Raw genomic sequence first — 19,962 nt, forward strand, 5'->3', positions numbered from 1 at the left:
ATGCCTGTATGTCTATTTCAATCAATGATAAAATTTTTGACTTCCAACCAGGGGCAACACTCATTCAGATCATCAATGCAAATAAAATAGAGCACCCTCAAATCTGTTATTTGCCTGAAGTTGACCCGATCCAGACATGTGATACGTGCATAGTCGAAGTGAATGGTGAATTAACACGTGCTTGCTCGACACAAGCAGTCGATGGCATGGATGTTAAATTAGCGTCTCCACGTGCAAAAGAAGCACAAACGGAAGCAATGGATCGGATTTTAGAAAACCATTTACTCTATTGTACTGTTTGTGACAACAATAATGGGAACTGTAAAGTACATAATACTGTGGCACTTATGGAAGTGGAAGAACAAAAATATCCGTACGAACCAAAATGTTCAAAAGACGAAGTGGATTTAACTCATCCTTTTTATCGCTACGACCCGAATCAATGTATTGCTTGTGGTCAGTGCGTGGAAGTCTGTCAAAACTTGCAAGTGAACGAGACACTTTCTATCGACTGGGAACGCGACCGACCGATTGTTCTATGGGATGGCGGCGCCAAGATCAATGATTCGTCTTGCGTAGGGTGCGGCCATTGTATTACGGTTTGTCCGTGTAATGCTCTGATGGAAAAAACTATGCTTGGAGAAGCAGGGTTTATGACGAAGATGGGCGACGATTTGATGGAGCCTATGGTGGATCTAATAAAGGATGTAGAGCCTGGGTACAGCAGTATTATGGCCATTTCCGATGTTGAAGCAGCGATGCGTGAATCAAAAATTGATAAGACGAAAACAGTATGTACATTCTGTGGAGTTGGCTGTTCATTTGAAGTATGGACGAAAGATCGTACAATATTAAAAATACAACCTGTTTCCGATGCACCGGTCAACCAGATTTCTACGTGTGTCAAAGGAAAATTCGGCTGGGATTTTGTAAATAGTGAAGAACGCATTACCACACCTCTTATTCGTAAAGGGGATGAATTTGTAGAAGCCTCATGGGAAGAAGCATTGGATTTAGTCGCGAAAAACCTTGGCGAAATCCGTGACGAGCATGGAAGTGACGGAATTGGTGTCATATCTTCATCTAAAATTACTAACGAAGAGAATTATGTCATTCAAAAGTTCGCGCGCCAAGTATTCGGTACTAATAACGTAGATAACTGTTCGCGTTATTGCCAATCACCTGCAACAGACGGATTGTTCCGTACAGTAGGAATGGGTGGCGACGCTGGAACTATTAAAGATATTGCTGAAGCAGGCTTAGTTATTATTGTGGGAGCAAACCCTGCAGAAGGACATCCCGTTCTTGCGACACGTGTAAAGCGTGCGCATAAGCTACACGGCCAAAAGTTAATCGTAGCCGATCTTAGAAAGCATGAAATGGCGGAGCGTGCTGATATCTTCATGACACCTCAACAAGGTACGGATCAAGTATGGCTGATGGCGGTCACGAAATATTTAATTGATCAAGGTTGGCATGATCAGCAATTCATTGAAGAGAATGTGCATCATTTCGATGAATTTACTGATGTCTTGAATCGCTATACACTCGAATATGCAGAAAAAGTAACAGGTATTTCAAAAGAAGTTTTGATTCATACTGCAGAAATGATTCGCGATGCTGATGGTACATGTATCTTATGGGGAATGGGTGTTACACAAAATACAGGTGGTTCTGATACATCCGCCGCAATTTCGAATTTATTGCTGGCAACAGGAAATTACCGTCGTTCAGGTGCAGGCGCATATCCTTTACGTGGACACAATAACGTACAAGGTGCATGTGATATGGGAAGCTTACCTGGTTGGTTGCCTGGCTATCAGCATATTACAGACGATGCAGCACGACAGAAATTTGAACATGCTTATGGTGTAGAAATAGATAACAAACCTGGTCTAGACAATATTCAAATGCTTCATTCGATTGATGAGGGCGTTATGAAAGGTATGTACATTGTAGGAGAAGATATGGCCCTCGTAGATTCCAATGCGAACTATGTTCACGATGTATTATCCAAACTCGACTTCCTAGTTGTACAAGACATTTTCTTCTCACGTACAGCACAGTATGCAAACGTCATTTTGCCTGCAGTGCCGTCCCTTGAAAAAGATGGTACGTTCACCAATACGGAACGTCGTGTCCAACGACTGTATAAAGCATTGCCGAATAAAGGAGACTCCCGTCAGGATTGGTGGATCATCCAAGAAGTTGCGAATCGTTTAGGGGCAAACTGGAATTATACGCATCCAGGCGACATTTTTGCTGAGATGACTAGTTTAAGTCCTATGTTCTCAGGCGCTTCTTACGACATGTTGGAAGATTGGGGTAGTTTCCTCTGGGGCAGTCTACAAGGCGAAAGTACACCACTTCTTTATACGGATGGATTTAATTTCGCAGATAAGAAAGCGCGCTTTGCATTATCCGATTGGATCGAACCAGTTAAATTCCCTGAAGAATTTGATCTTCATATTAACAATGGGCGAATGTTGGAACATTTCCATGAAGGGAATATGACGAATAAATCTGAAGGAATCCAAGAGAAGGTTCCTAATATATTTGTGGAAGTTTCTCCTGAACTGGCAAAAGAACGCGGGGTAGTAACAGGTACTTATGTAAGGCTGATCTCACCATATGGAGCTGTAAAATTGCCAGCAGTCGTTACAGATAGGGTGCGGAAAAATGAATTGTTCTTACCGATGAACTCAGTTGATAAGGAATCAGCGATTAACTTCTTAACAGGACCGGCTACAGATGAACGCACAAATACTCCGGCGTACAAGCAGACGAAAGTTCGCATGGAAGTGCTTGAAAAACAAGGCGAGAATCCTCTGCCAAAGAGTAATCACCGCGATAAGAAGCGTCATCCGCAAAATGGCGTGGAAGTACAGCGTAAATGGAATCGACCAGGATACGTCCAATTAACAGATCAATAAACAGTGAGGTGAATGTCAATGGCGGCACTAATTACTTCTATTAAAAGAGAAGAACGATCTGAACTAGAAATTCAGCAGGAAAAATTGGCCGAACTGCAGAAACAGATTGCAGAACAGGAAGAGTCTTTGCAGAAAATCATGGAAATTACAGGAGAACTGCATAAGATTGGCGCGTTAGACGCATTGCAAGCCATGCTTCATTCGAAAGAAAAAATCACGGGTATCGCTTTAGGGCAAGTTTCAAGGGAGCCAGTTACGAATATGTTAAATAATCTGATGGCGGGAGCTGGAGTATTAACCGCATTAGATCCAGTAACTATTCAGCAACTTTCTAAAAGTATACAAAAGGGAGTATCTGAAGCTGAGCAAGGAAATGAAGAAGGACAGAAAACAGGTGTTCTTCAATTGATGAAATCCATCAATGATCCAGATATTAACCGTGCGTTAACATACGGTATGAACTTCCTAAAAGGAATGGGTAAAGGTTTAGAAAATAAATCAGAGTAAGATTTTTGCGAAATAGGCTAAGTTGCTTCATACTGTAATAGAAGAGTTCATGCGTTCCCTAGCCATTCTGGCTGGGGAACTTATTCATTAAGCAACTTTATATGTAGGAGATGAAAAAATGTCAACCCAAAGTAAAATTACAACACATTTAGTAGAACAATCCGCAGCATTAAAAAATATCGGCAGACTGTTAGTGAAATGCTCCGATAAACCAGGAATCGTATCTGCTGTTTCAACATTTTTGTTGAAACATAAAGCAAATATCGTAGAGTCTAGCCAATATTCAACCGATCCTGAAGGCGGCATGTTCTATCTGCGTATCGAATTCCACTTAGATAATTTATTGGATAAAAAAGAAGAATTTGAAGCAGATTTTAAGAAAATCGCAAATCAGCACGAGCTCGACTACAGCTTTTCCTATGCAGTGGAACTAAAGCGCACCGCTATTTTCGTATCAAAAGAACCTTACTGCTTAATGGAGTTGCTGTGGGAATGGTACAATGGCGATTTGAATACGGACATCGTTGTTGTCATTAGTAATCATGAAGATGCACGCGCTATGGTCGAGTCATATGGAATTCCGTTCCACTACATTCCAGCGAATAAAGATATTCGCAAAGATGTTGAGCGGCAGCAAGTACAGCTGATGGAAGAATACAAAGTAGATGTTTTGGTACTAGCACGATATATGCAAATTCTAACTCCGGAGTTTGTCAGTCACTTCCCGAATCAAATCATCAATATTCACCATTCATTCTTACCGGCATTTATCGGCGCGCGTCCTTACGAGAGAGCCTTTGGACGTGGTGTGAAATTAATCGGTGCAACGTCCCACTATGTGACGAATGATTTGGATGAAGGTCCAATCATTGAGCAAGACATCGAGCGTGTAGATCACCGTGATGATATCGTGCAATTGAAGAAGATTGGCCGTACGATTGAGAGACGTGTGCTGGCGCGTGCAGTGAAGTGGCATCTTGAAGATCGAGTGATAGTAGAGAATAATAAAACCATTGTCTTCCAATAAAAGACACGAAACCGCCACTCAAATGAGTGGCGGTTTTTTTAATGTATGGGTGACTTGAAAGTCGCTCCATGCGTTTCCTGTGTATTCATAATGGTCAGGAATGCGGAAGGGTCTATATCGGTAGTGATTTGCTTCAGCTTTGATATCTCTAGCCTAGTCACTACGACATAGATGACATCTTTTTCATTATCTGTATAGCCACCACGACCGTGCAACTTCGTGATGCTACGACCAAGTCGGAGTCGAATCGCTTCCCCAAGTTCTTCATATTCATCCGAGATAATAAAGACCGCTTTCGTCTCATCCAGCCCTTGTATGACAATGTCGATCGCTTTAGAAGCGATATAATATGTAATGATTGAATACATAGCTTTTTCTGGTCCAAGAACAAAGCCAGCCCAACCGAAGATGAAGAGGTTGAAGAACATGACGAATTCTCCGACACTGTATGGAATCTTTTTAGTCAGTAGAATTCCAAGAATCTCCGTTCCATCCAACGCACCGCCATTACGTATAATGGTTCCGACACCCGCGCCTAGTAATAAACCTCCAAAAACTGTTGCAAGTAAAGAATCGGTAACGAAAGGACCTACATTTTTAAGTGGAAACTCTACAATTGCCAGTAAAGCGATCGCATAAGATGAAGAGATAAAGAAGTTTTTCCCGATATGTTTATAGCCAAAAAACAAGAACGGTAAATTCAGAATTAATATTAAAATCCCGAATGGAATACCGGTAATGAAGTTTAATATAAGAGCAATTCCAATAATTCCCCCATCTATTACAGAGTTAGGAATTAAAAATAAGTCTAGTGCTATTGCCGTGACCACAACACCAATCGAAATGAATAAATAGCGTCTGAGTAAATGACCTACTGTTTCTTTTTTATGTTGTTTTCTCATGAAATGCCTCTTTTCCAAAACTGTTACTTTCTATCTTAACGGAATATAAAGAAAGAAAGTAGTGTAAATATTAGGTTTTATACTTTTCTCCAAAGTACGTAATGAATGTTTTACACTTCGTGGACATAAGATAATACATCATAGCCTAATTGGAGGAGATATGTTGGATATTATTCGTCAGTTGCATAATTATCGCAAAGAAGAAAATCAGTTAAAATGGGAAGGTACATTCCTGGAGTATTTAAATTTAATAAAAGAGCGTAAAGAAGTGGCGCAAACTGCTCATTCTCGAATTTATGAAATGATAAAAAGTGCAGGTATTGAAAAGAAGGACGGCAAGAAAGTCTATAATTTCTTTGATCAAGAGTTATATGGTTTAGAAGAGTCCATCGAACGATTAGTAGAAGAGTATTTTCATCCGGCAGCAAAGCGTTTAGATGTTAAAAAACGCGTATTGTTACTAATGGGACCTGTCAGTGGTGGTAAATCTACTATCGTTTCGATGTTAAAACGCGGACTCGAAGCCTTTTCACGTACAGACGAAGGGGCGGTATATGCTATCAAAGGATGTCCAATGCATGAGGATCCATTGCATTTGATTCCCGAATCTTTAAGGAAGTCATTCTTTGAAGAATATGGCATACGAATTGAAGGTAGTTTATCGCCTCTGAATCAATTGCGTGTTGACGAAGAATTTGGAGGTAAGATTGAAAATGTGATAGTAGAACGTATCTTATTTTCAGAGGATCGTCGAGTAGGAATTGGAACATTCACACCTTCCGATCCAAAGTCACAGGATATTGCCGATTTGACTGGGAGCATAGACTTCTCGACTATTGCTGAATTTGGTTCCGAATCGGATCCGCGTGCATATCGATTTGATGGGGAATTGAATATAGCAAATCGTGGCATGATGGAATTCCAAGAAATGCTGAAGCTTGATGAAAAGTTTCTTTGGCATTTATTGTCCTTAACCCAGGAAGGGAATTTCAAGGCAGGCCGCTTTGCGCTGATTAGTGCAGATGAACTAATTGTCGCACATACGAATGAGACGGAATATCGTTCATTCATCAGCAATAAAAAGAACGAAGCGCTTCACTCCAGAATGATTGTCATTCCAGTTCCGTACAATCTGAAAGTGAGTGCTGAAGAAAAAATCTATGAAAAAATGATACGTGATAGTGATATAGCTCACGTGCACATCGCACCACATGCGCTGCGCGTAGCTGCTATTTTTTCTGTTCTTACGCGTTTAAAAGCATCGAAGAAACAAGGTATTGATCGTTTGAAAAAGCTTCGTTTGTATGATGGTCAGAATGTCGAAGGCTTCAACGATGCAGACGCAGAAGAACTAAAGAACGAATTTATCGATGAAGGTATGGACGGAATTGATCCACGCTACGTCATCAACCGTATTTCTTCTGCTATCATTCGAAAAGAAGTCCCTAGCATTAACGCGCTGGATGTATTGCGTTCATTAAAAGACGGCTTTGATCAGCATGCCTCTATTTCGTCCGAGGATCGTGACACCTATATGAACTATATTTCTATGGCGCGTAAAGAGTATGATGAAATTGCGAAAAAAGAAGTCCAGAAAGCTTTCGTGTATTCCTATGAAGAGTCCGCTAAAACATTGATGGATAATTATTTGGATAACGTCGAAGCATATTGCAATAAAAACAAATTACGCGATCCACTTACAGGTGAAGAAATTAATCCCGATGAAAAGTTGATGCGTTCCCTAGAAGAGCAAATAGGTATTTCGGAGAATGCAAAAAAAGCATTCAGAGAAGAGATTTTAATCCGTATCTCCGCATACGCGAGGAAACACCAGCGCTTTGATTATCGCTCCCACGATCGCTTGCGTGAAGCAATTCAGAAAAAGCTTTTCGCTGATCTAAAGGACGTTGTGAAGATCACTACGACTTCTGCCACACCAGATGAAACGCAGCTGAAGAAAATGAATGAAGTAGTAGCGCGTTTAGTAGATGAACACGGCTACAACTCCGTCTCGGCAAATGAACTGTTGCGGTACGTGGGAAGTTTATTGAATAGATAAGTACGTTTGTAATTCCTACCTATACGATATTGTCAGCCTATGTAATGTGAAACGAGAGACCTCAATTCAAGAGGTCTCTTTTATTTTGTCAATATTCAAATGGCCACCGCATATGATAAGGAAACAAATTGTTCGAGAGATAGGCGGGGATACGAGTGGAAGAAAATCAGAAAAGTCGATTCGTTGTCACTGAAGAAAATTGGTCTCTCCATCGCAAAGGTCACCAGGATCAGCAACGCCATCTGGATAAAATAAACGAAGTATTAAAAAGTAACCTACCTGACTTAATCAGTGAAGAGAACATTATCCTTTCAAACGGAAATGACATGGTGAAAATACCGATTCGCTCATTGGATGAATTTAAAATTAGATACAACCATGATAAGTCCAAGCACGTTGGCCAAGGTAAAGGGGATAGTGCAGTAGGAGATGTCGTAGCACAAGGAGAAAAACAAGCACAACCTGGCGATGGGAAAGAAGCTGGTGATCAGCCAGGCGAGGATATTTATGAAACCGAAGTTTCGATTGAAGAATTAGAAGAGATGTTCTTTAAAGAGCTAGAATTACCAGACTTGGAACAAAAAGAACAGTCTGTCACAACCATTGAAGATATCGATTTCACGGATATTCGTAAAAAAGGTTTAATCGGAAATATTGATAAAAAAAGAACATTATTATCGGCTATTAAACGTAATGCAATGAATGGAAAAGCAGAAGTTGCACCGATTTTGGAAGATGATCTACGATTCAAAACATGGAATCCTGTGGAAAAACCACAATCTAAAGCGGTAGTAATTGCCATGATGGATACTAGTGGTTCAATGGGGAAGTTTGAGAAATATATGGCACGTAGTTTCTTTTTTTGGATGACGAAGTTTTTACGGACAAAGTATGAAACTGTAGAAATCGAATTCATTGCGCATCATACAGAAGCAAAAGTAGTAACAGAAGAAAACTTCTTTAATAAAGGAGAAAGTGGCGGTACGAGATGTTCATCTGCCTATAGTAAAGCACTGGAAGTCATCAGGGAGTCTTATCCCCCTGCAAGTTATAATATATACTCCGTGCATTTTTCAGATGGGGAGAATATGACGAGTGATAATAAGAAGTGTCTGGAACACGTGGATGAATTATTAGCAATATCCAATATGTTCGGCTACGCAGAGGTCAATGAACATCGAAGAATGTCCACGTTAATGTCTGCGTATAAATCCATTGAACATCCTAAATTTAATTACTATATTTTACAGAAAAACCGTGACGTCTACTATGCACTTAAGAAGTTTTTCGAAAAGCGAACGGAGGGATTACGCTGACCGATCAACAGGCACTATATTATGCAATTGATGAAATCACGGAGATTGCCAGTGGTTTTGGACTTGACTTTTACCCGATGCGCTACGAAATCTGCCCGGCAGATATACTATATACATTTGGCGCTTACGGAATGCCAACACGTTTCACACATTGGAGTTTCGGTAAGCAATTCCATAAGATGAAATTGCAGTATGACATTGGTTTGAGCAAGATCTATGAGTTAGTTATTAATTCAAATCCATGTTATGCATTCTTATTAAATACGAATAGTTTAATTCAAAATAAATTGATCATCGCGCACGTATTAGCACATTGTGATTTTTTTAAGAATAATATCTATTTCTCAAAGACGCGTAAAGACATGGTCGAAAGTATGTCAGCTACAGCGGAACGGATTGCAGACTACGAGGTACGCTATGGTAAGAAACGTGTGGAGACATTTCTTGATGCGGTATTAGCCATTCAAGAACATGTTGACCCTAGTATTATGCGCGACATTATTCCGTCTCCTTCAATTGTGAAACCGCCCCGAAGGTCTGTTTATGAAGATTTATGGGGTCTGGATCAACGAACTATTCCTGGTCAGCAAGCAATTGAGATGCATAAAAAGAATCCGAAAGAACAACAAAAAGATATTTTATTATTTATACTTGAAAATAGTCGCAATCTTACAGAATGGCAAGCAGATATCCTAACCATGTTAAGAGAAGAAATGCTCTATTTCTGGCCACAATTAGAAACGAAAATCATGAATGAAGGCTGGGCATCTTATTGGCATCAAACAATCCTGCGCCAAATGGATTTAACACCATCCGAGACCATCGAATTTGCAAAACTGAACGCAAGTGTACTGCAACCTTCTAAGACCTCGATCAATCCATACTATCTGGGTGTTAAAATGTATGAAGACATTGAAAAGCGCTACGATCTATTGGCTAAAGAAGCTAATGCACGTGGTGAGGAGGCCATGTCAGGACGCGAAAAAATATTTGAAGCACGTGAAATAGAAAATGACACATCATTCATTCGTAATTACTTGACCGATGACCTAATCAAACAAGAAGATTTATACGTTTTCCAAAAGGAGGATAATCAATACAAAGTCTCTGATAAACAGACTGAAGCTGTCCGGAATCAACTAATTGGACAACGGGTGAATGGCGGATTCCCCTATATAGTAGTTGAAGACGGTGATTACATGAGGAATGGCGAGCTCTACCTAGTTCATCGATACGAAGAAACAGAACTGGATCTACCTTATTTAGAGCACGTCCTGCCACATATCCATCAACTCTGGGGGCGCATCGTGCACATTGAGACTATACTTGAAAATAAACCTCTTGTTTTTTCATACGATGGTCACAAAGTGTTTAGAAGAAGTAAATAACGGAAAGAGTAAGGCCAATAGCTTATTTTAAGGCTGAAGACAACTCCAGTAATATGGAGATTGCCTTCAGTTTTTTATTTTGCTACTTTTCATTTTGTGCATCTAATGTTATTTTTATAGTATACTAACTCATTAACGTACTAAAGAGTTGAGAAAAGAGGAAAATACATGAAAAAGACCACTCTTGCTTTATTATTTGCTGCATTATTCTTAGTGCTGGCGGGCTGTTCGGGCAAGTCTTCTGAAGAAGATAAATCGACATCGGACACAGGTAAAGAAGGAACAAAAGAAATCATCATCGGTGTTGATGATAAATTTGCACCAATGGGGTTCCGTGATGACAAAAATAATTTAGTCGGTTTCGATATTGACATGGCAACGGCAGCGGCTGAACATATGGGAGCTACGGCGAAGTTCCAACCTATTGACTGGAAAACTAAAGAAACTGAACTTAGTAGTGGACGTATCGATTTGATTTGGAATGGTTATACGATCACTAAAGAAAGAGAAGAAAAAGTATTATTTACGAAGCCTTATTTAGATAATAACCAAGTCGTAGTCACATTAGCTGATTCTGAAGTAAATGCGATTGAAGACTTGGATGGTAAAATTGTAGGCGTGCAGGCATTATCTTCTGCTGGTCCAGCGCTCGAGAGTCATCCAATCCATGAAAAAGTGAAGAATGTCACGGAGTTCTCGGACAATGTTCTGGCATTGACAGATTTAAAAACCGGCCGTCTCGATGCGGTTGTAATTGATGAAGTCGTTATTGATTATTATATGACAACAGAAGAAGGCGTCTTTGCAAAAGTAGAGGGATCATTAGCCGTGGAAGAATACGGTGTGGGTGTGAAAAAAGGCAATGAAGAATTGCTTGAAAATCTTCAAAAAGCGTTAGACACTATGAATGAAGATGGTACTGCAGCTGAAATCTCCACAGAATGGTTCGGAGAAGACAAAGTTCTTCGTTGAGATGTAGAATAAGGAATATTGACGGAAGTCGCAGCAGTGACTTCCGTTAGTATTAATATAGTAAGAGAAGTACATAAAACCTTGAATGGTTTTTTGGAGGAATTAATTAATGAGCTATGAATATTTTATGTCCATGCTGATTCCTATGCTGGAAGGAGCTAAAGCGACTGTCTTATTATTCGTAATAGCGATTGTCCTATCTATTCCACTCGGATTCCTGCTGACACTTGCCGTAAGAAGTAGTATTAAACCAATTTCTTATTTGGCGCAGACTTTTATATACGTCATGCGTGGGACCCCTTTGTTATTACAGCTATTGTTCTTTGTTTTTGGTTTACCACTTCTGCCGGTAATTGGTGAGTATTTAGTGTTTGACCGTTTTGTGGCGGCTACACTTGCGTTTATTTTGAACTATTCAGCGTACTTTGCTGAAATATTCCGTGGTGGATTACTCTCCATCGATAAAGGACAATATGAAGCTTCACAAGTACTAGGATTATCGAAATGGCAGACGACGGTGCGTGTGATTTTACCACAGATGTTCCGTGTAACATTGCCACCCATTGCGAATGAATCGGTGTCTTTAGTAAAGGATACAGCCCTTTTATACGCGGTAGCCGTTCCTGAACTGCTCCACTATGCTCAAACAGTCGTCAACAGAGATTTCACCATCATTCCGTTCTTTATTGCGGCGGGTATTTACCTGTTGATTGCTTTTGGGTTAACTGTAGTATTCAAGTATTTAGAGAGAAAGCTGCAATACGAATGAGGAGAGAAAACTATGTCTTTCATTGAAGTACGCAACTTACAGAAATCATTCGGGCCATTGGAAGTATTGAAAGATATATCGTTTGATGTTCAAAAGAATGATGTAATGGCCATTATCGGACCGTCGGGATCTGGAAAAAGTACGATGCTAAGAAGTTTGATTCAGTTAGAGCAAGTAGGTGGCGGCAGTATTGCTGTTGACGGGAATTACTTAGTTAAAGATGGCGTTTATGCAAACCCTTCTGATAGTAAGATAATCAACTCGAAAATGGGTATGGTTTTTCAACAGTTCAACCTTTTTCCGCATTTAACAGTTAAACAGAACTTGGAGCTAGCACCTAAACTTGTGAAGAAAGAGAAAGTCAAAGATTTTAGTGATAGAAGTATCGAGTTACTTGAAAAAGTAGGATTGGCTTCAAAAGCTAACGAATTACCTTCTAGACTTTCAGGTGGCCAGAAACAGCGCGTTGCAATTGCGAGAGCGTTAATGATGGATCCTGATATTTTATTATTCGATGAACCGACATCCGCACTGGATCCTCAATTGACGAAAGAAGTACTAGAAGTCATGAAAAATCTAGCGGAAGAACATATGACCATGATTGTGGTAACCCATGAAATGGAATTTGCAAGCAATGTCGCGAATCATGTGATCTTCATGGACGATGGAAGGATCATAGAATCAGGTACTCCCGATGAGGTCATCAAATCCCCAAAAGAACTTCGTACGAAAAGATTCTTGAATTACGAATTAAGTGAATAACAAAAAAGTCATGTGGTTAAAAATAATCGCATGACTTTTTTATGTCTAATTTATCATTTTACATGGAATTATTGTAGTATATGAAAGATTTGGATGAATCGTTCATAATCTTACGTGAATTCACACAAAATATTGAATAATCCATTGACGAATAACTTAGTAAAGGGTACGATTACGTATAATTATTGCCTTTTCTGAATATAGCGAAAAAGTGATAGATCATAGTTGAGGGGGATTTAAATGAAGAAACGTTGGATGACTTATGCAGCAGCACTATTCAGTATTGTGCTCATTTTGGCTGCATGTGGTGGAAAAGAGGAGTCATCTGATTCAGCAGCAGATGATAAAAATGATGACAAAGCAAGTACTGAAGAAAAATACACAATTGGTGTTACACAAATTGTAGAACACCCATCTTTAGATGCTGCATTTGAGGGGTTTCAAAAAGCAATTGAAGATGCTGGATTGAATGTCGAGTATGACAAACAAAATGCACAAAATGATAATAGTTCCAACTCAACGATTGCAAATAACTTAGCGGGTGCAGGAGTGGACTTGATTTTTGCTAACTCTACACCAAGTGCTCAAGCAGCAGCTAGCGCGACTCAAGATATTCCGATCATCTTCACATCTGTAACAGATGCAGTAGCTGCAGAACTTGTTGCATCTAATGAAGAACCCGGTGGTAATGTTACGGGTACAACGGATAATCATCCGGATGCAATTCCAAACACAATGAAATTCTTGAAAGAAAACTTAAGTGCGAAAAAAGTAGGAATGATCTTCAACTCAGGAGAACAAAATTCTCGTTTGCAAGTGGACCACGTGAAAGAAATTCTTAAAGATATGGATATGGAAGTTGTAGAAGCATCTGTTGCAACTTCAGCAGACGTAAAACAAGCAGCTGAATCTTTGATTGGTTCAGTAGACTCGTTTTATATCATTACGGATAACACCGTGGTATCAGCTCTTGAATCAGTTATTTCTGTTGCGAATGACAATAAGATTCCAATGATGGTTGGTGAATTCGATTCAGTGAAACGTGGCGGGCTTGGAGCGTACGGCTTTGAATACTATGATATTGGTTATGAAGCTGGTGAAATGGCAGTTAAGATTCTAAAGGGAGAAGAAACTCCTGATTCAATGCCTGTCCAGTTACCCCAAAATTTGAAATTGGTAATGAATGAAGAAACAGCAAATGCAATCGGCTTGAAGATTCAAGAAGATTGGAATGCAGAAGTTGTAGAATAAATTCAACTAGGAGATGATCTTGCATGTTTTCAGCTGTATTTGGCTCAGTTGAGCAGGGTATCATCTATGCGATCATGGCACTCGGAGTGTATCTAACATTTCGGGTGCTTGATTTTCCAGATTTAACAGTGGACGGAAGTTTTGTAACAGGTGCAGCAGTAGCAGCTACGATGATCGTTTTTGACTATCATCCACTTGTTGCAACACTTACCGCGATTGTGGTCGGCTTTTTTGCTGGATGTATAACCGGTTTATTACATACCAAAGGAAAAATTAATCCACTTTTATCCGGAATTCTCATGATGATAGCTCTTTACTCGATAAACCTTCGGATAATGGGACTGACTACCGAAAATTCAGTAGGCCGCCCAAATATTCCGCTTTTAAATTCAGAAACGATTTTTAGCAAGTTCCAAGTTTTCTGGAGTGGTCTTGGAGTTGATGAAGCAATCAACGGCTTCTTGGCGGGACTTGGTATTGAACATTTACCTTCAACTTGGGGAACATTGATTTTGATGATTTTAGTTGTGATTATTATTAAGTTTATTGCGGACTGGTTCTTGCAAACCGAAGTTGGTTTGGCAATCCGTGCGACGGGCGACAACAAAAAGATGATTCGCAGTTTCTCTGCAAATACTGATACACTCGTTATTCTCGGATTAGGAATTTCTAACGCATTAGTAGCTTTCTCGGGTTCATTGATTGCACAATACGGGAAATTTGCCGATAACGGAATGGGAATTGGTATGATTATCATCGGATTGGCATCTGTTATTATCGGTGAGGCAATCTTCGGAACAAAAACCATCTTCCGTACAACGTTAGCGGTAGTGATCGGTGCCGTGATTTACCGTATTGTATTAGGATTATCACTGCGTGTGAAAATTCTAGATTCTGGTGATATGAAATTGATCACAGCCGTTATCGTAATTGCCGCATTGATTATTCCACAAGTTCTTGAGAAAAGACGGGAAAAGAAGCGTAAAGCGAAAAGGCAAGCTGAACGGATAGCGAAGAAATCGTTACGAGGAGGTCATAGCGTTGTTGAAACTGGATCACATCAATAAAGTATTTAATGAGTCGACTCCCGATGAAAAAGTAGCGCTGGACCAGATTAATCTGCATCTAAAGCCTGGTGATTTCGTTACAGTAATAGGCAGTAACGGTGCGGGCAAGTCAACGATGATGAATATGATCTCAGGTGCACTATCACCGGATTTCGGTTCTATTTATATCGATAATAAAGATGTTACACGTTTGGCAGAATATAAACGTTCCAAAATGATTGGACGAGTATTCCAAGATCCAATGTCAGGTACAGCACCTACTATGACGATCGAAGAAAATCTGGCAATGGCCTATTCACGTAATAGACGGCGTTCTTTGCATCGAGGAGTGGATAAGAAACGGAAGGATTTATTCCGGACATCCCTCGAGACGTTACACTTGAATCTTGAAGATCGAATGACGGCCAATGTAGGATTGCTGTCAGGCGGTGAGCGTCAAGCGTTGTCTTTGCTTATGGCGACCTTCACGCAACCATCTATTCTCTTACTCGACGAGCACACGGCTGCACTCGATCCATCGCGTGCGGAGCTTATTACGGACTTAACGAAGAGATTGGTTGAGAAAGATCAACTAACGACTTTGATGGTAACACATAATATGCAGCAGGCGCTTGACCTTGGAAATCGTTTGATTATGATGGATAAGGGACAGATCATCCTAGAAGTGGAAGAAGAACAGAAGAAGCACTTAACGATTGCAAAATTGATGGATGAATTCCAGCGCATACGTGGAGAACAACTTACTAGTGATGCCGCACTACTTTCTGTATAAAAGAAAGCCCTTGTTTCCGGTTTGGAAACAGGGGCCATTTTTGTGTTAGGCAAGCTGTGCAATATGTTTCTTGATTTCATATACCCAATCGAACGGATCTTTTTCTTTACCGGTTTGGATATTCGTTAATGTGTTGTATAGTCGAGTGGAAAGTTCACCCGTTTCACCGTTACCGATGATCATTTTATAACCGTCCCAATTCAGTTCACCGACAGGGGAAATAACAGCAGCTGTACCTGTACCGAAGACTTCTTCTAGTTCACCGCTTTCGTAAGCAGATCGGATTTCATCCATCGAGATTTTGCGCTCTGCTACGGGTACATCCCAGTGTCGTAGCAATTGCAAGATTGATTTTCGTGTAATGCCCTCGAGGATGCTGCCGTTGATTGCGGGTGTTACAACTTCACCATTTATTTTGAAGAAGATATTCATGCTTCCTACTTCTTCAACGTATTTACGCTCTGTGCTATCGAGCCATAAAACTTGTGAGTAACCTTGTTTATCTGCTGTCTCCTGCGCCTTTAAAGCGGATGCATAATTACCTGCTGTTTTGGCGCTGCCAGTTCCACCTTTTGAAGCTCGCACGAATTCATTTTCCACAAGGATTTTGACTGGGTGAATTCCTTCTTTGTAGTAAGAACCAACAGGAGACAAAATCATGTAAAATTGATATTTCTTTGCTGGTGCTACGCCTAGGAAAGCTTCAGTTGCAATGACGAATGGACGGATGTACAAAGACGTTCCTTCTAGTGTAGGAATCCAATCCTGCTCGATTTGCAATAACTGATTAAGGGCGTATAATGCGTTTTCTTCATCGATCCGCGGCATGCATAAACGGTCAAGTGAGTAATTCAAGCGCTTAAAGTTTTGATCGGGACGGAATAAACGAATAGTTCCTTCCTTGGAACGATATGCTTTCATTCCTTCAAAAACCGTTTGTCCGTAATGCAGCACGATTGCAGCAGGATCAAGTGCTAATGGAGCGTAAGGAGTAATGCGATGATTATGCCAACCTTTGCCTTCCTCATAGTCTATAATAAGCATGTGGTCCGTAAATGTCTTACCGAAAACTAAGGTGCTAGGGTCTGGCTTTTCTTTTTTATTTTGTGCAAGTTGAATTTGCATTGGTAATCTTGTCATAATCATCAAATCTCCTTAAGATGTAGAATATTCCGAATATTTAAGTCCGAATAATGTAATTATACTGCTTTTTCAAGAAAAATAAAGTAAAAAGTTTGACGAATAGTAAAACAATTTAAGAAAGGAACATGATCTTATGAAAAAAGTATTGATTATCGGCTCTGGAATCGTCGGTATTTCTGCTGCGTATCACTTATCTGGGCAACAAGCAGAAGTTGTATTGATCGATAGACAAGAGCCAGGACAGGCGACGAAAGCCGCGGCAGGAATTATTTGTCCTTGGGCATCCCAGCGGCGAAATAAAGCATGGTATGCATTGGCATCAGCTGGTGCTGCGTATTATCCTGAATTCATTCGTTCATTGGAAAACCATGGTGAGACCGATACAGGGTATAAGAAAGTAGGGGCTTTGGCGATTCACACAGATATAAAGCGTTTAGAGAAGAAAATCGAATTACTGAATAAAAGAAAAGAACTCTCCCCCGAGATTGGTGATGTGGAATTGCTAGACGCAGAGCAGATAGCAAATTATTTTCCCGTTCTGTTTAGAGAGTATTCAGCAGTTCGTATTTCAGGCGCAGCCAAAGTAGAAGGGGATAAACTTCGCGATGCATTGGAACGTGTTTCAGTCAAACATGGTGTGCAAAGTATAAAAGGCTCCGCCACACCTTATATAAAAGAAGGGAAAGTCTGTGGTGTCAGAGTGAATGGAGAAATTATAGAAGGCGATCAAATCATCTTGGCAGCAGGTGCATGGGCAAGTGAATTTATAAAACCTTTAGGCAAGAATTTACAAGTAGCTGGACAGAAAGCACAAATCCTTCATTTACAATCCAATCAAAATACGTCCGGCGAATGGCCAGTCATTATGCCACCAAACACTCAGTACCTTGTACCATTTCAAGACGGAAAATTCATAGCAGGTGCGACACACGAAGATACAGACGACTTTAATATACAGCAGACAGCTGGCGGTATACTTGAAGTGTTAACGAATATTTTACCCATTGCACCTGCACTAGGCGAAGCAGAATTAACTGAAGTCCGAGTAGGTATCCGTCCGCATACACCGAATTTTATGCCGGTGATTGGCCAACTGCCAGACCACCCACAAATTTGGATTGCTAATGGTCTTGGATCATCTGGATTAACAGTCGGCCCACTTCTTGGCAAGCTTTTATCCCAGCTAGTACTAAATCAAGAAACAGGATGGGATTTAGAAAGCTACTCCATCAACCAAATAATTTCCGAAGATCATTGAATAAAGTGCGTATAATGACTATTATGAATATATAGCGATTGATCGGTCAGGGGGAAGATTCTTATGAGAAGATATGTTTCATATTCGGAGGAAGTAAAAGAAGCGATGAAATACGGCAAGCCGTTAGTCGCATTGGAATCCACAATAATTACGTATGGTATGCCATATCCGGAAAATGTAAAAGCTGCACGCGAAGTTCAGCAGATTGTGCGTGATCACGGAGCGGTTCCGGCAACTATTGCTATTATGGATGGGAAAATAAAAATAGGGCTAACCGATGAAGAACTGGAACGTTTCGGTGATAGCAAAGGTGTAGTTAAAGCTTCCAGACGCGATATTAGTTATTTGATTGCGACTAAAAAGCCGGGGGCAACAACGGTTGCTGCATCAATGTTTTTTGCGGACTTGGCGCGAATCCGCGTGTTCACGACAGGAGCAATTGGTGGCGTGCACAGAAACGTAGAACAAACGATGGATATTTCTGCAGATCTAGAAGAATTCGCACGCACCAGTGTTGCGGTTGTTTGTTCCGGAGCAAAATCTATTTTGGATCTTGGCAAGACACTGGAATACTTGGAAACGAAAGGTGTACCTGTGATGGGGTATCAAACGGATATTTTCCCTGCATTCTATACAAGAAGCAGTGCACATCATGTAGACTATCGAGTGGATGAAATCGATATGATGGCAGAGATGTTACGTGTTAAATGGAATCTAGGCTTGGAAGGAAGTGCAATTATCGCCAATCCGATACCTGAAGAATATGCGATGGATCAAGAGTATATGGATGGATTGGTTTCAGATGCGCTTAAAGAAGCTGGAGAATTGGGTATTAGCGGGAAAAATCTCACACCACATATGTTAAAAAGGGTTCAGGAGATGACAGGTGGTAAAAGCCTCGAAGCCAATATTGCGTTGGTGAAGTCAAACGCAGAACTGGCTGCAAAATTGGCAGTGAGTTTTAACGGTAATTAATAAGGATAGGTTGTGTAGCATTGAAAGTAGTATCTTGGAACGTGAATGGTATTAGAGCATGTGTGAAAAAAGGCTTCAGTGACTTTTTTGAACATGCACAAGCAGACATATTTTGTGTCCAGGAGATCAAATGCCAAGAAGGACAAATCGATCTTTCTTTCGAAGGCTATGAATCTTACTGGAACTATGCAGAGAAAAAAGGATATTCAGGTACTGCGGTGTTTACGAAGAAAACACCACTTTCTGTACGCTATGGATTGAATGATCTAGATCGCGAAGCAGAGGGACGGGTGTTGACGCTAGAATTTGAAGAGTTCTTTCTCGTCAATTGCTATACACCCAATTCACAACGGGACTTGGCACGATTATCATTTCGACTAGCATGGGAAGATGAATTACTTAAGCATTTACAGTCGCTCGATGCCATCAAGCCCGTCATCTATTGCGGAGATTTGAACGTAGCGCATGAAGAAATCGATATTCGTAACGTGAAATCAAACATTGGTAATTCAGGGTTCACGAATGAAGAACGTGGAAAAATGACACGGCTATTAGATACGGGATTCATTGATACATTTCGCTTTATGAATCCGGATCTCGAAGGAAGTTATACGTGGTGGTCTTATATGCGCGACGTACGTGCACGAAATATCGGCTGGCGGATTGATTATATTATCATTTCAGAACGCCTTCAGTCAGCTTTAGAAGCGACAGCCATTCATTCAGAAATCTTGGGCAGTGATCATTGTCCAATTTCTGCAGAGTTAGAAATATACTAATTAGAGCCAGTGCATCTGAAATTAACCTGTTTAGTTGGAGGATACTGAAGCTGTAAAATAAAAATCGCAACACAAGTCAAAC

General features: G+C 40.4%; 17 protein-coding genes. 15 read left to right on the forward strand and 2 right to left on the reverse strand.

Annotated features, from left to right (window positions below; all coding sequences use genetic code 11):
* The first annotated feature begins 8 nt into the window (after positions 1-8).
* The 3 genes from fdhF to purU all read left to right on the forward strand — a co-directional run bounded on the left by fdhF (position 9) and on the right by purU (position 4,467).
* Positions 9-2,933, forward strand: coding sequence for a formate dehydrogenase subunit alpha (gene fdhF, locus CSV69_RS03405; RefSeq protein ID WP_099692703.1), 2,925 nt, complete (start codon positions 9-11; stop codon positions 2,931-2,933).
* Positions 2,934-2,951: 18 nt separating this feature from the next.
* Entirely contained in the window at positions 2,952-3,440 is a 489-nt protein-coding gene (locus CSV69_RS03410) for a helical membrane plugin domain-containing protein (protein WP_233192316.1), read from the forward strand.
* A gap of 118 nt (positions 3,441-3,558) precedes the next feature.
* Positions 3,559-4,467: a formyltetrahydrofolate deformylase gene (purU, locus tag CSV69_RS03415; RefSeq protein WP_099624547.1), complete on the forward strand. Its 909-nt coding sequence runs from the start codon at positions 3,559-3,561 to the stop codon at positions 4,465-4,467.
* 38 nt (positions 4,468-4,505) lie between these two features.
* On the opposite strand, the gene CSV69_RS03420 is transcribed toward purU, so the two are convergent.
* The gene (locus tag CSV69_RS03420) at positions 4,506-5,369 is read right to left on the reverse strand and encodes a YitT family protein (RefSeq protein ID WP_099624548.1); all 864 of its coding nucleotides are present in this window, start codon (positions 5,367-5,369) and stop codon (positions 4,506-4,508) included.
* Between the two features lie 160 nt (positions 5,370-5,529).
* Here CSV69_RS03420 and CSV69_RS03425 point away from each other — a divergent pair, with 160 nt between their 5' ends.
* The 9 genes from CSV69_RS03425 (at position 5,530) to CSV69_RS03465 (ending at position 15,725) form a co-directional block, all read left to right on the forward strand.
* Positions 5,530-7,428, forward strand: coding sequence for a PrkA family serine protein kinase (locus CSV69_RS03425; RefSeq protein ID WP_369823264.1), 1,899 nt, complete (start codon positions 5,530-5,532; stop codon positions 7,426-7,428).
* Between the two features lie 155 nt (positions 7,429-7,583).
* Complete coding sequence (gene yhbH / locus CSV69_RS03430) at positions 7,584-8,744, forward strand: sporulation protein YhbH (protein WP_085428740.1); 1,161 nt, start codon at positions 7,584-7,586, stop codon at positions 8,742-8,744.
* On the forward strand, positions 8,741-10,132 hold the full coding sequence (locus tag CSV69_RS03435) for a SpoVR family protein (protein WP_369823271.1): 1,392 nt from the start codon (positions 8,741-8,743) through the stop codon (positions 10,130-10,132). The genes yhbH and CSV69_RS03435 overlap by 4 nt, the downstream gene beginning before the upstream one ends.
* A gap of 168 nt (positions 10,133-10,300) precedes the next feature.
* Positions 10,301-11,104, forward strand: a complete 804-nt coding sequence (locus CSV69_RS03440) for an amino acid ABC transporter substrate-binding protein (RefSeq protein WP_085428742.1) — start codon at positions 10,301-10,303, stop codon at positions 11,102-11,104.
* A gap of 109 nt (positions 11,105-11,213) precedes the next feature.
* Positions 11,214-11,873 carry an amino acid ABC transporter permease gene (locus CSV69_RS03445; protein WP_085428743.1) on the forward strand — a complete coding sequence of 220 codons (660 nt, stop codon included), beginning with the start codon at positions 11,214-11,216 and terminating at the stop codon, positions 11,871-11,873.
* Positions 11,874-11,885: 12 nt separating this feature from the next.
* Positions 11,886-12,635, forward strand: coding sequence for an amino acid ABC transporter ATP-binding protein (locus CSV69_RS03450; protein WP_099692705.1), 750 nt, complete (start codon positions 11,886-11,888; stop codon positions 12,633-12,635).
* A gap of 240 nt (positions 12,636-12,875) precedes the next feature.
* Positions 12,876-13,886: an ABC transporter substrate-binding protein gene (locus CSV69_RS03455; protein ID WP_085428745.1), complete on the forward strand. Its 1,011-nt coding sequence runs from the start codon at positions 12,876-12,878 to the stop codon at positions 13,884-13,886.
* 23 nt (positions 13,887-13,909) lie between these two features.
* On the forward strand, positions 13,910-14,953 hold the full coding sequence (locus CSV69_RS03460; protein ID WP_085428746.1) for an ABC transporter permease: 1,044 nt from the start codon (positions 13,910-13,912) through the stop codon (positions 14,951-14,953).
* Positions 14,928-15,725 (forward strand): ABC transporter ATP-binding protein, encoded by a 798-nt coding sequence (locus CSV69_RS03465; RefSeq protein WP_085428747.1) that lies wholly within the window; start codon positions 14,928-14,930, stop codon positions 15,723-15,725. Before CSV69_RS03460 ends, CSV69_RS03465 begins: the two co-directional genes overlap by 26 nt.
* A gap of 45 nt (positions 15,726-15,770) precedes the next feature.
* On the opposite strand, the gene CSV69_RS03470 is transcribed toward CSV69_RS03465, so the two are convergent.
* On the reverse strand, positions 15,771-16,871 hold the full coding sequence (locus CSV69_RS03470; protein WP_369823266.1) for a branched-chain amino acid aminotransferase: 1,101 nt from the start codon (positions 16,869-16,871) through the stop codon (positions 15,771-15,773).
* A 130-nt stretch (positions 16,872-17,001) separates the two neighbouring features.
* Between CSV69_RS03470 and CSV69_RS03475 the strand changes: the two genes are divergently transcribed.
* The 3 genes from CSV69_RS03475 (at position 17,002) to CSV69_RS03485 (ending at position 19,880) form a co-directional block, all read left to right on the forward strand.
* A complete protein-coding gene (locus CSV69_RS03475) occupies positions 17,002-18,126 on the forward strand; it encodes an NAD(P)/FAD-dependent oxidoreductase (RefSeq protein ID WP_099692706.1) in 1,125 nt (374 codons plus the stop codon).
* 63 nt (positions 18,127-18,189) lie between these two features.
* Positions 18,190-19,101, forward strand: coding sequence for a pseudouridine-5'-phosphate glycosidase (locus tag CSV69_RS03480; RefSeq protein ID WP_085428750.1), 912 nt, complete (start codon positions 18,190-18,192; stop codon positions 19,099-19,101).
* A 20-nt stretch (positions 19,102-19,121) separates the two neighbouring features.
* The gene (locus CSV69_RS03485) at positions 19,122-19,880 is read left to right on the forward strand and encodes an exodeoxyribonuclease III (RefSeq protein WP_099692707.1); all 759 of its coding nucleotides are present in this window, start codon (positions 19,122-19,124) and stop codon (positions 19,878-19,880) included.
* Positions 19,881-19,962: the final 82 nt, after the last annotated feature.

It is taken from the genome of Sporosarcina sp. P26b (genome assembly GCF_002743245.1).
GTDB lineage: Bacteria > Bacillota > Bacilli > Bacillales_A > Planococcaceae > Sporosarcina > Sporosarcina ureae_C.

What these genes read in the sequence shown, in the direction of transcription:
- fdhF (WP_099692703.1), top strand. Translation starts at nt 9, where the DNA reads ATGTCTATTTCAATCAATGATAAAATTTTTGACTTCCAACCAGGGGCA.
- CSV69_RS03410 (WP_233192316.1), top strand. Translation starts at nt 2,952, where the DNA reads ATGGCGGCACTAATTACTTCTATTAAAAGAGAAGAACGATCTGAACTA.
- purU (WP_099624547.1), top strand. Translation starts at nt 3,559, where the DNA reads ATGTCAACCCAAAGTAAAATTACAACACATTTAGTAGAACAATCCGCA.
- CSV69_RS03420 (WP_099624548.1), bottom strand. Translation starts at nt 5,369, where the DNA reads ATGAGAAAACAACATAAAAAAGAAACAGTAGGTCATTTACTCAGACGC.
- CSV69_RS03425 (WP_369823264.1), top strand. Translation starts at nt 5,530, where the DNA reads ATGTTGGATATTATTCGTCAGTTGCATAATTATCGCAAAGAAGAAAAT.
- CSV69_RS03440 (WP_085428742.1), top strand. Translation starts at nt 10,301, where the DNA reads ATGAAAAAGACCACTCTTGCTTTATTATTTGCTGCATTATTCTTAGTG.
- CSV69_RS03445 (WP_085428743.1), top strand. Translation starts at nt 11,214, where the DNA reads ATGAGCTATGAATATTTTATGTCCATGCTGATTCCTATGCTGGAAGGA.
- CSV69_RS03450 (WP_099692705.1), top strand. Translation starts at nt 11,886, where the DNA reads ATGTCTTTCATTGAAGTACGCAACTTACAGAAATCATTCGGGCCATTG.
- CSV69_RS03455 (WP_085428745.1), top strand. Translation starts at nt 12,876, where the DNA reads ATGAAGAAACGTTGGATGACTTATGCAGCAGCACTATTCAGTATTGTG.
- CSV69_RS03460 (WP_085428746.1), top strand. Translation starts at nt 13,910, where the DNA reads ATGTTTTCAGCTGTATTTGGCTCAGTTGAGCAGGGTATCATCTATGCG.
- CSV69_RS03470 (WP_369823266.1), bottom strand. Translation starts at nt 16,871, where the DNA reads ATGATTATGACAAGATTACCAATGCAAATTCAACTTGCACAAAATAAA.
- CSV69_RS03475 (WP_099692706.1), top strand. Translation starts at nt 17,002, where the DNA reads ATGAAAAAAGTATTGATTATCGGCTCTGGAATCGTCGGTATTTCTGCT.
- CSV69_RS03480 (WP_085428750.1), top strand. Translation starts at nt 18,190, where the DNA reads ATGAGAAGATATGTTTCATATTCGGAGGAAGTAAAAGAAGCGATGAAA.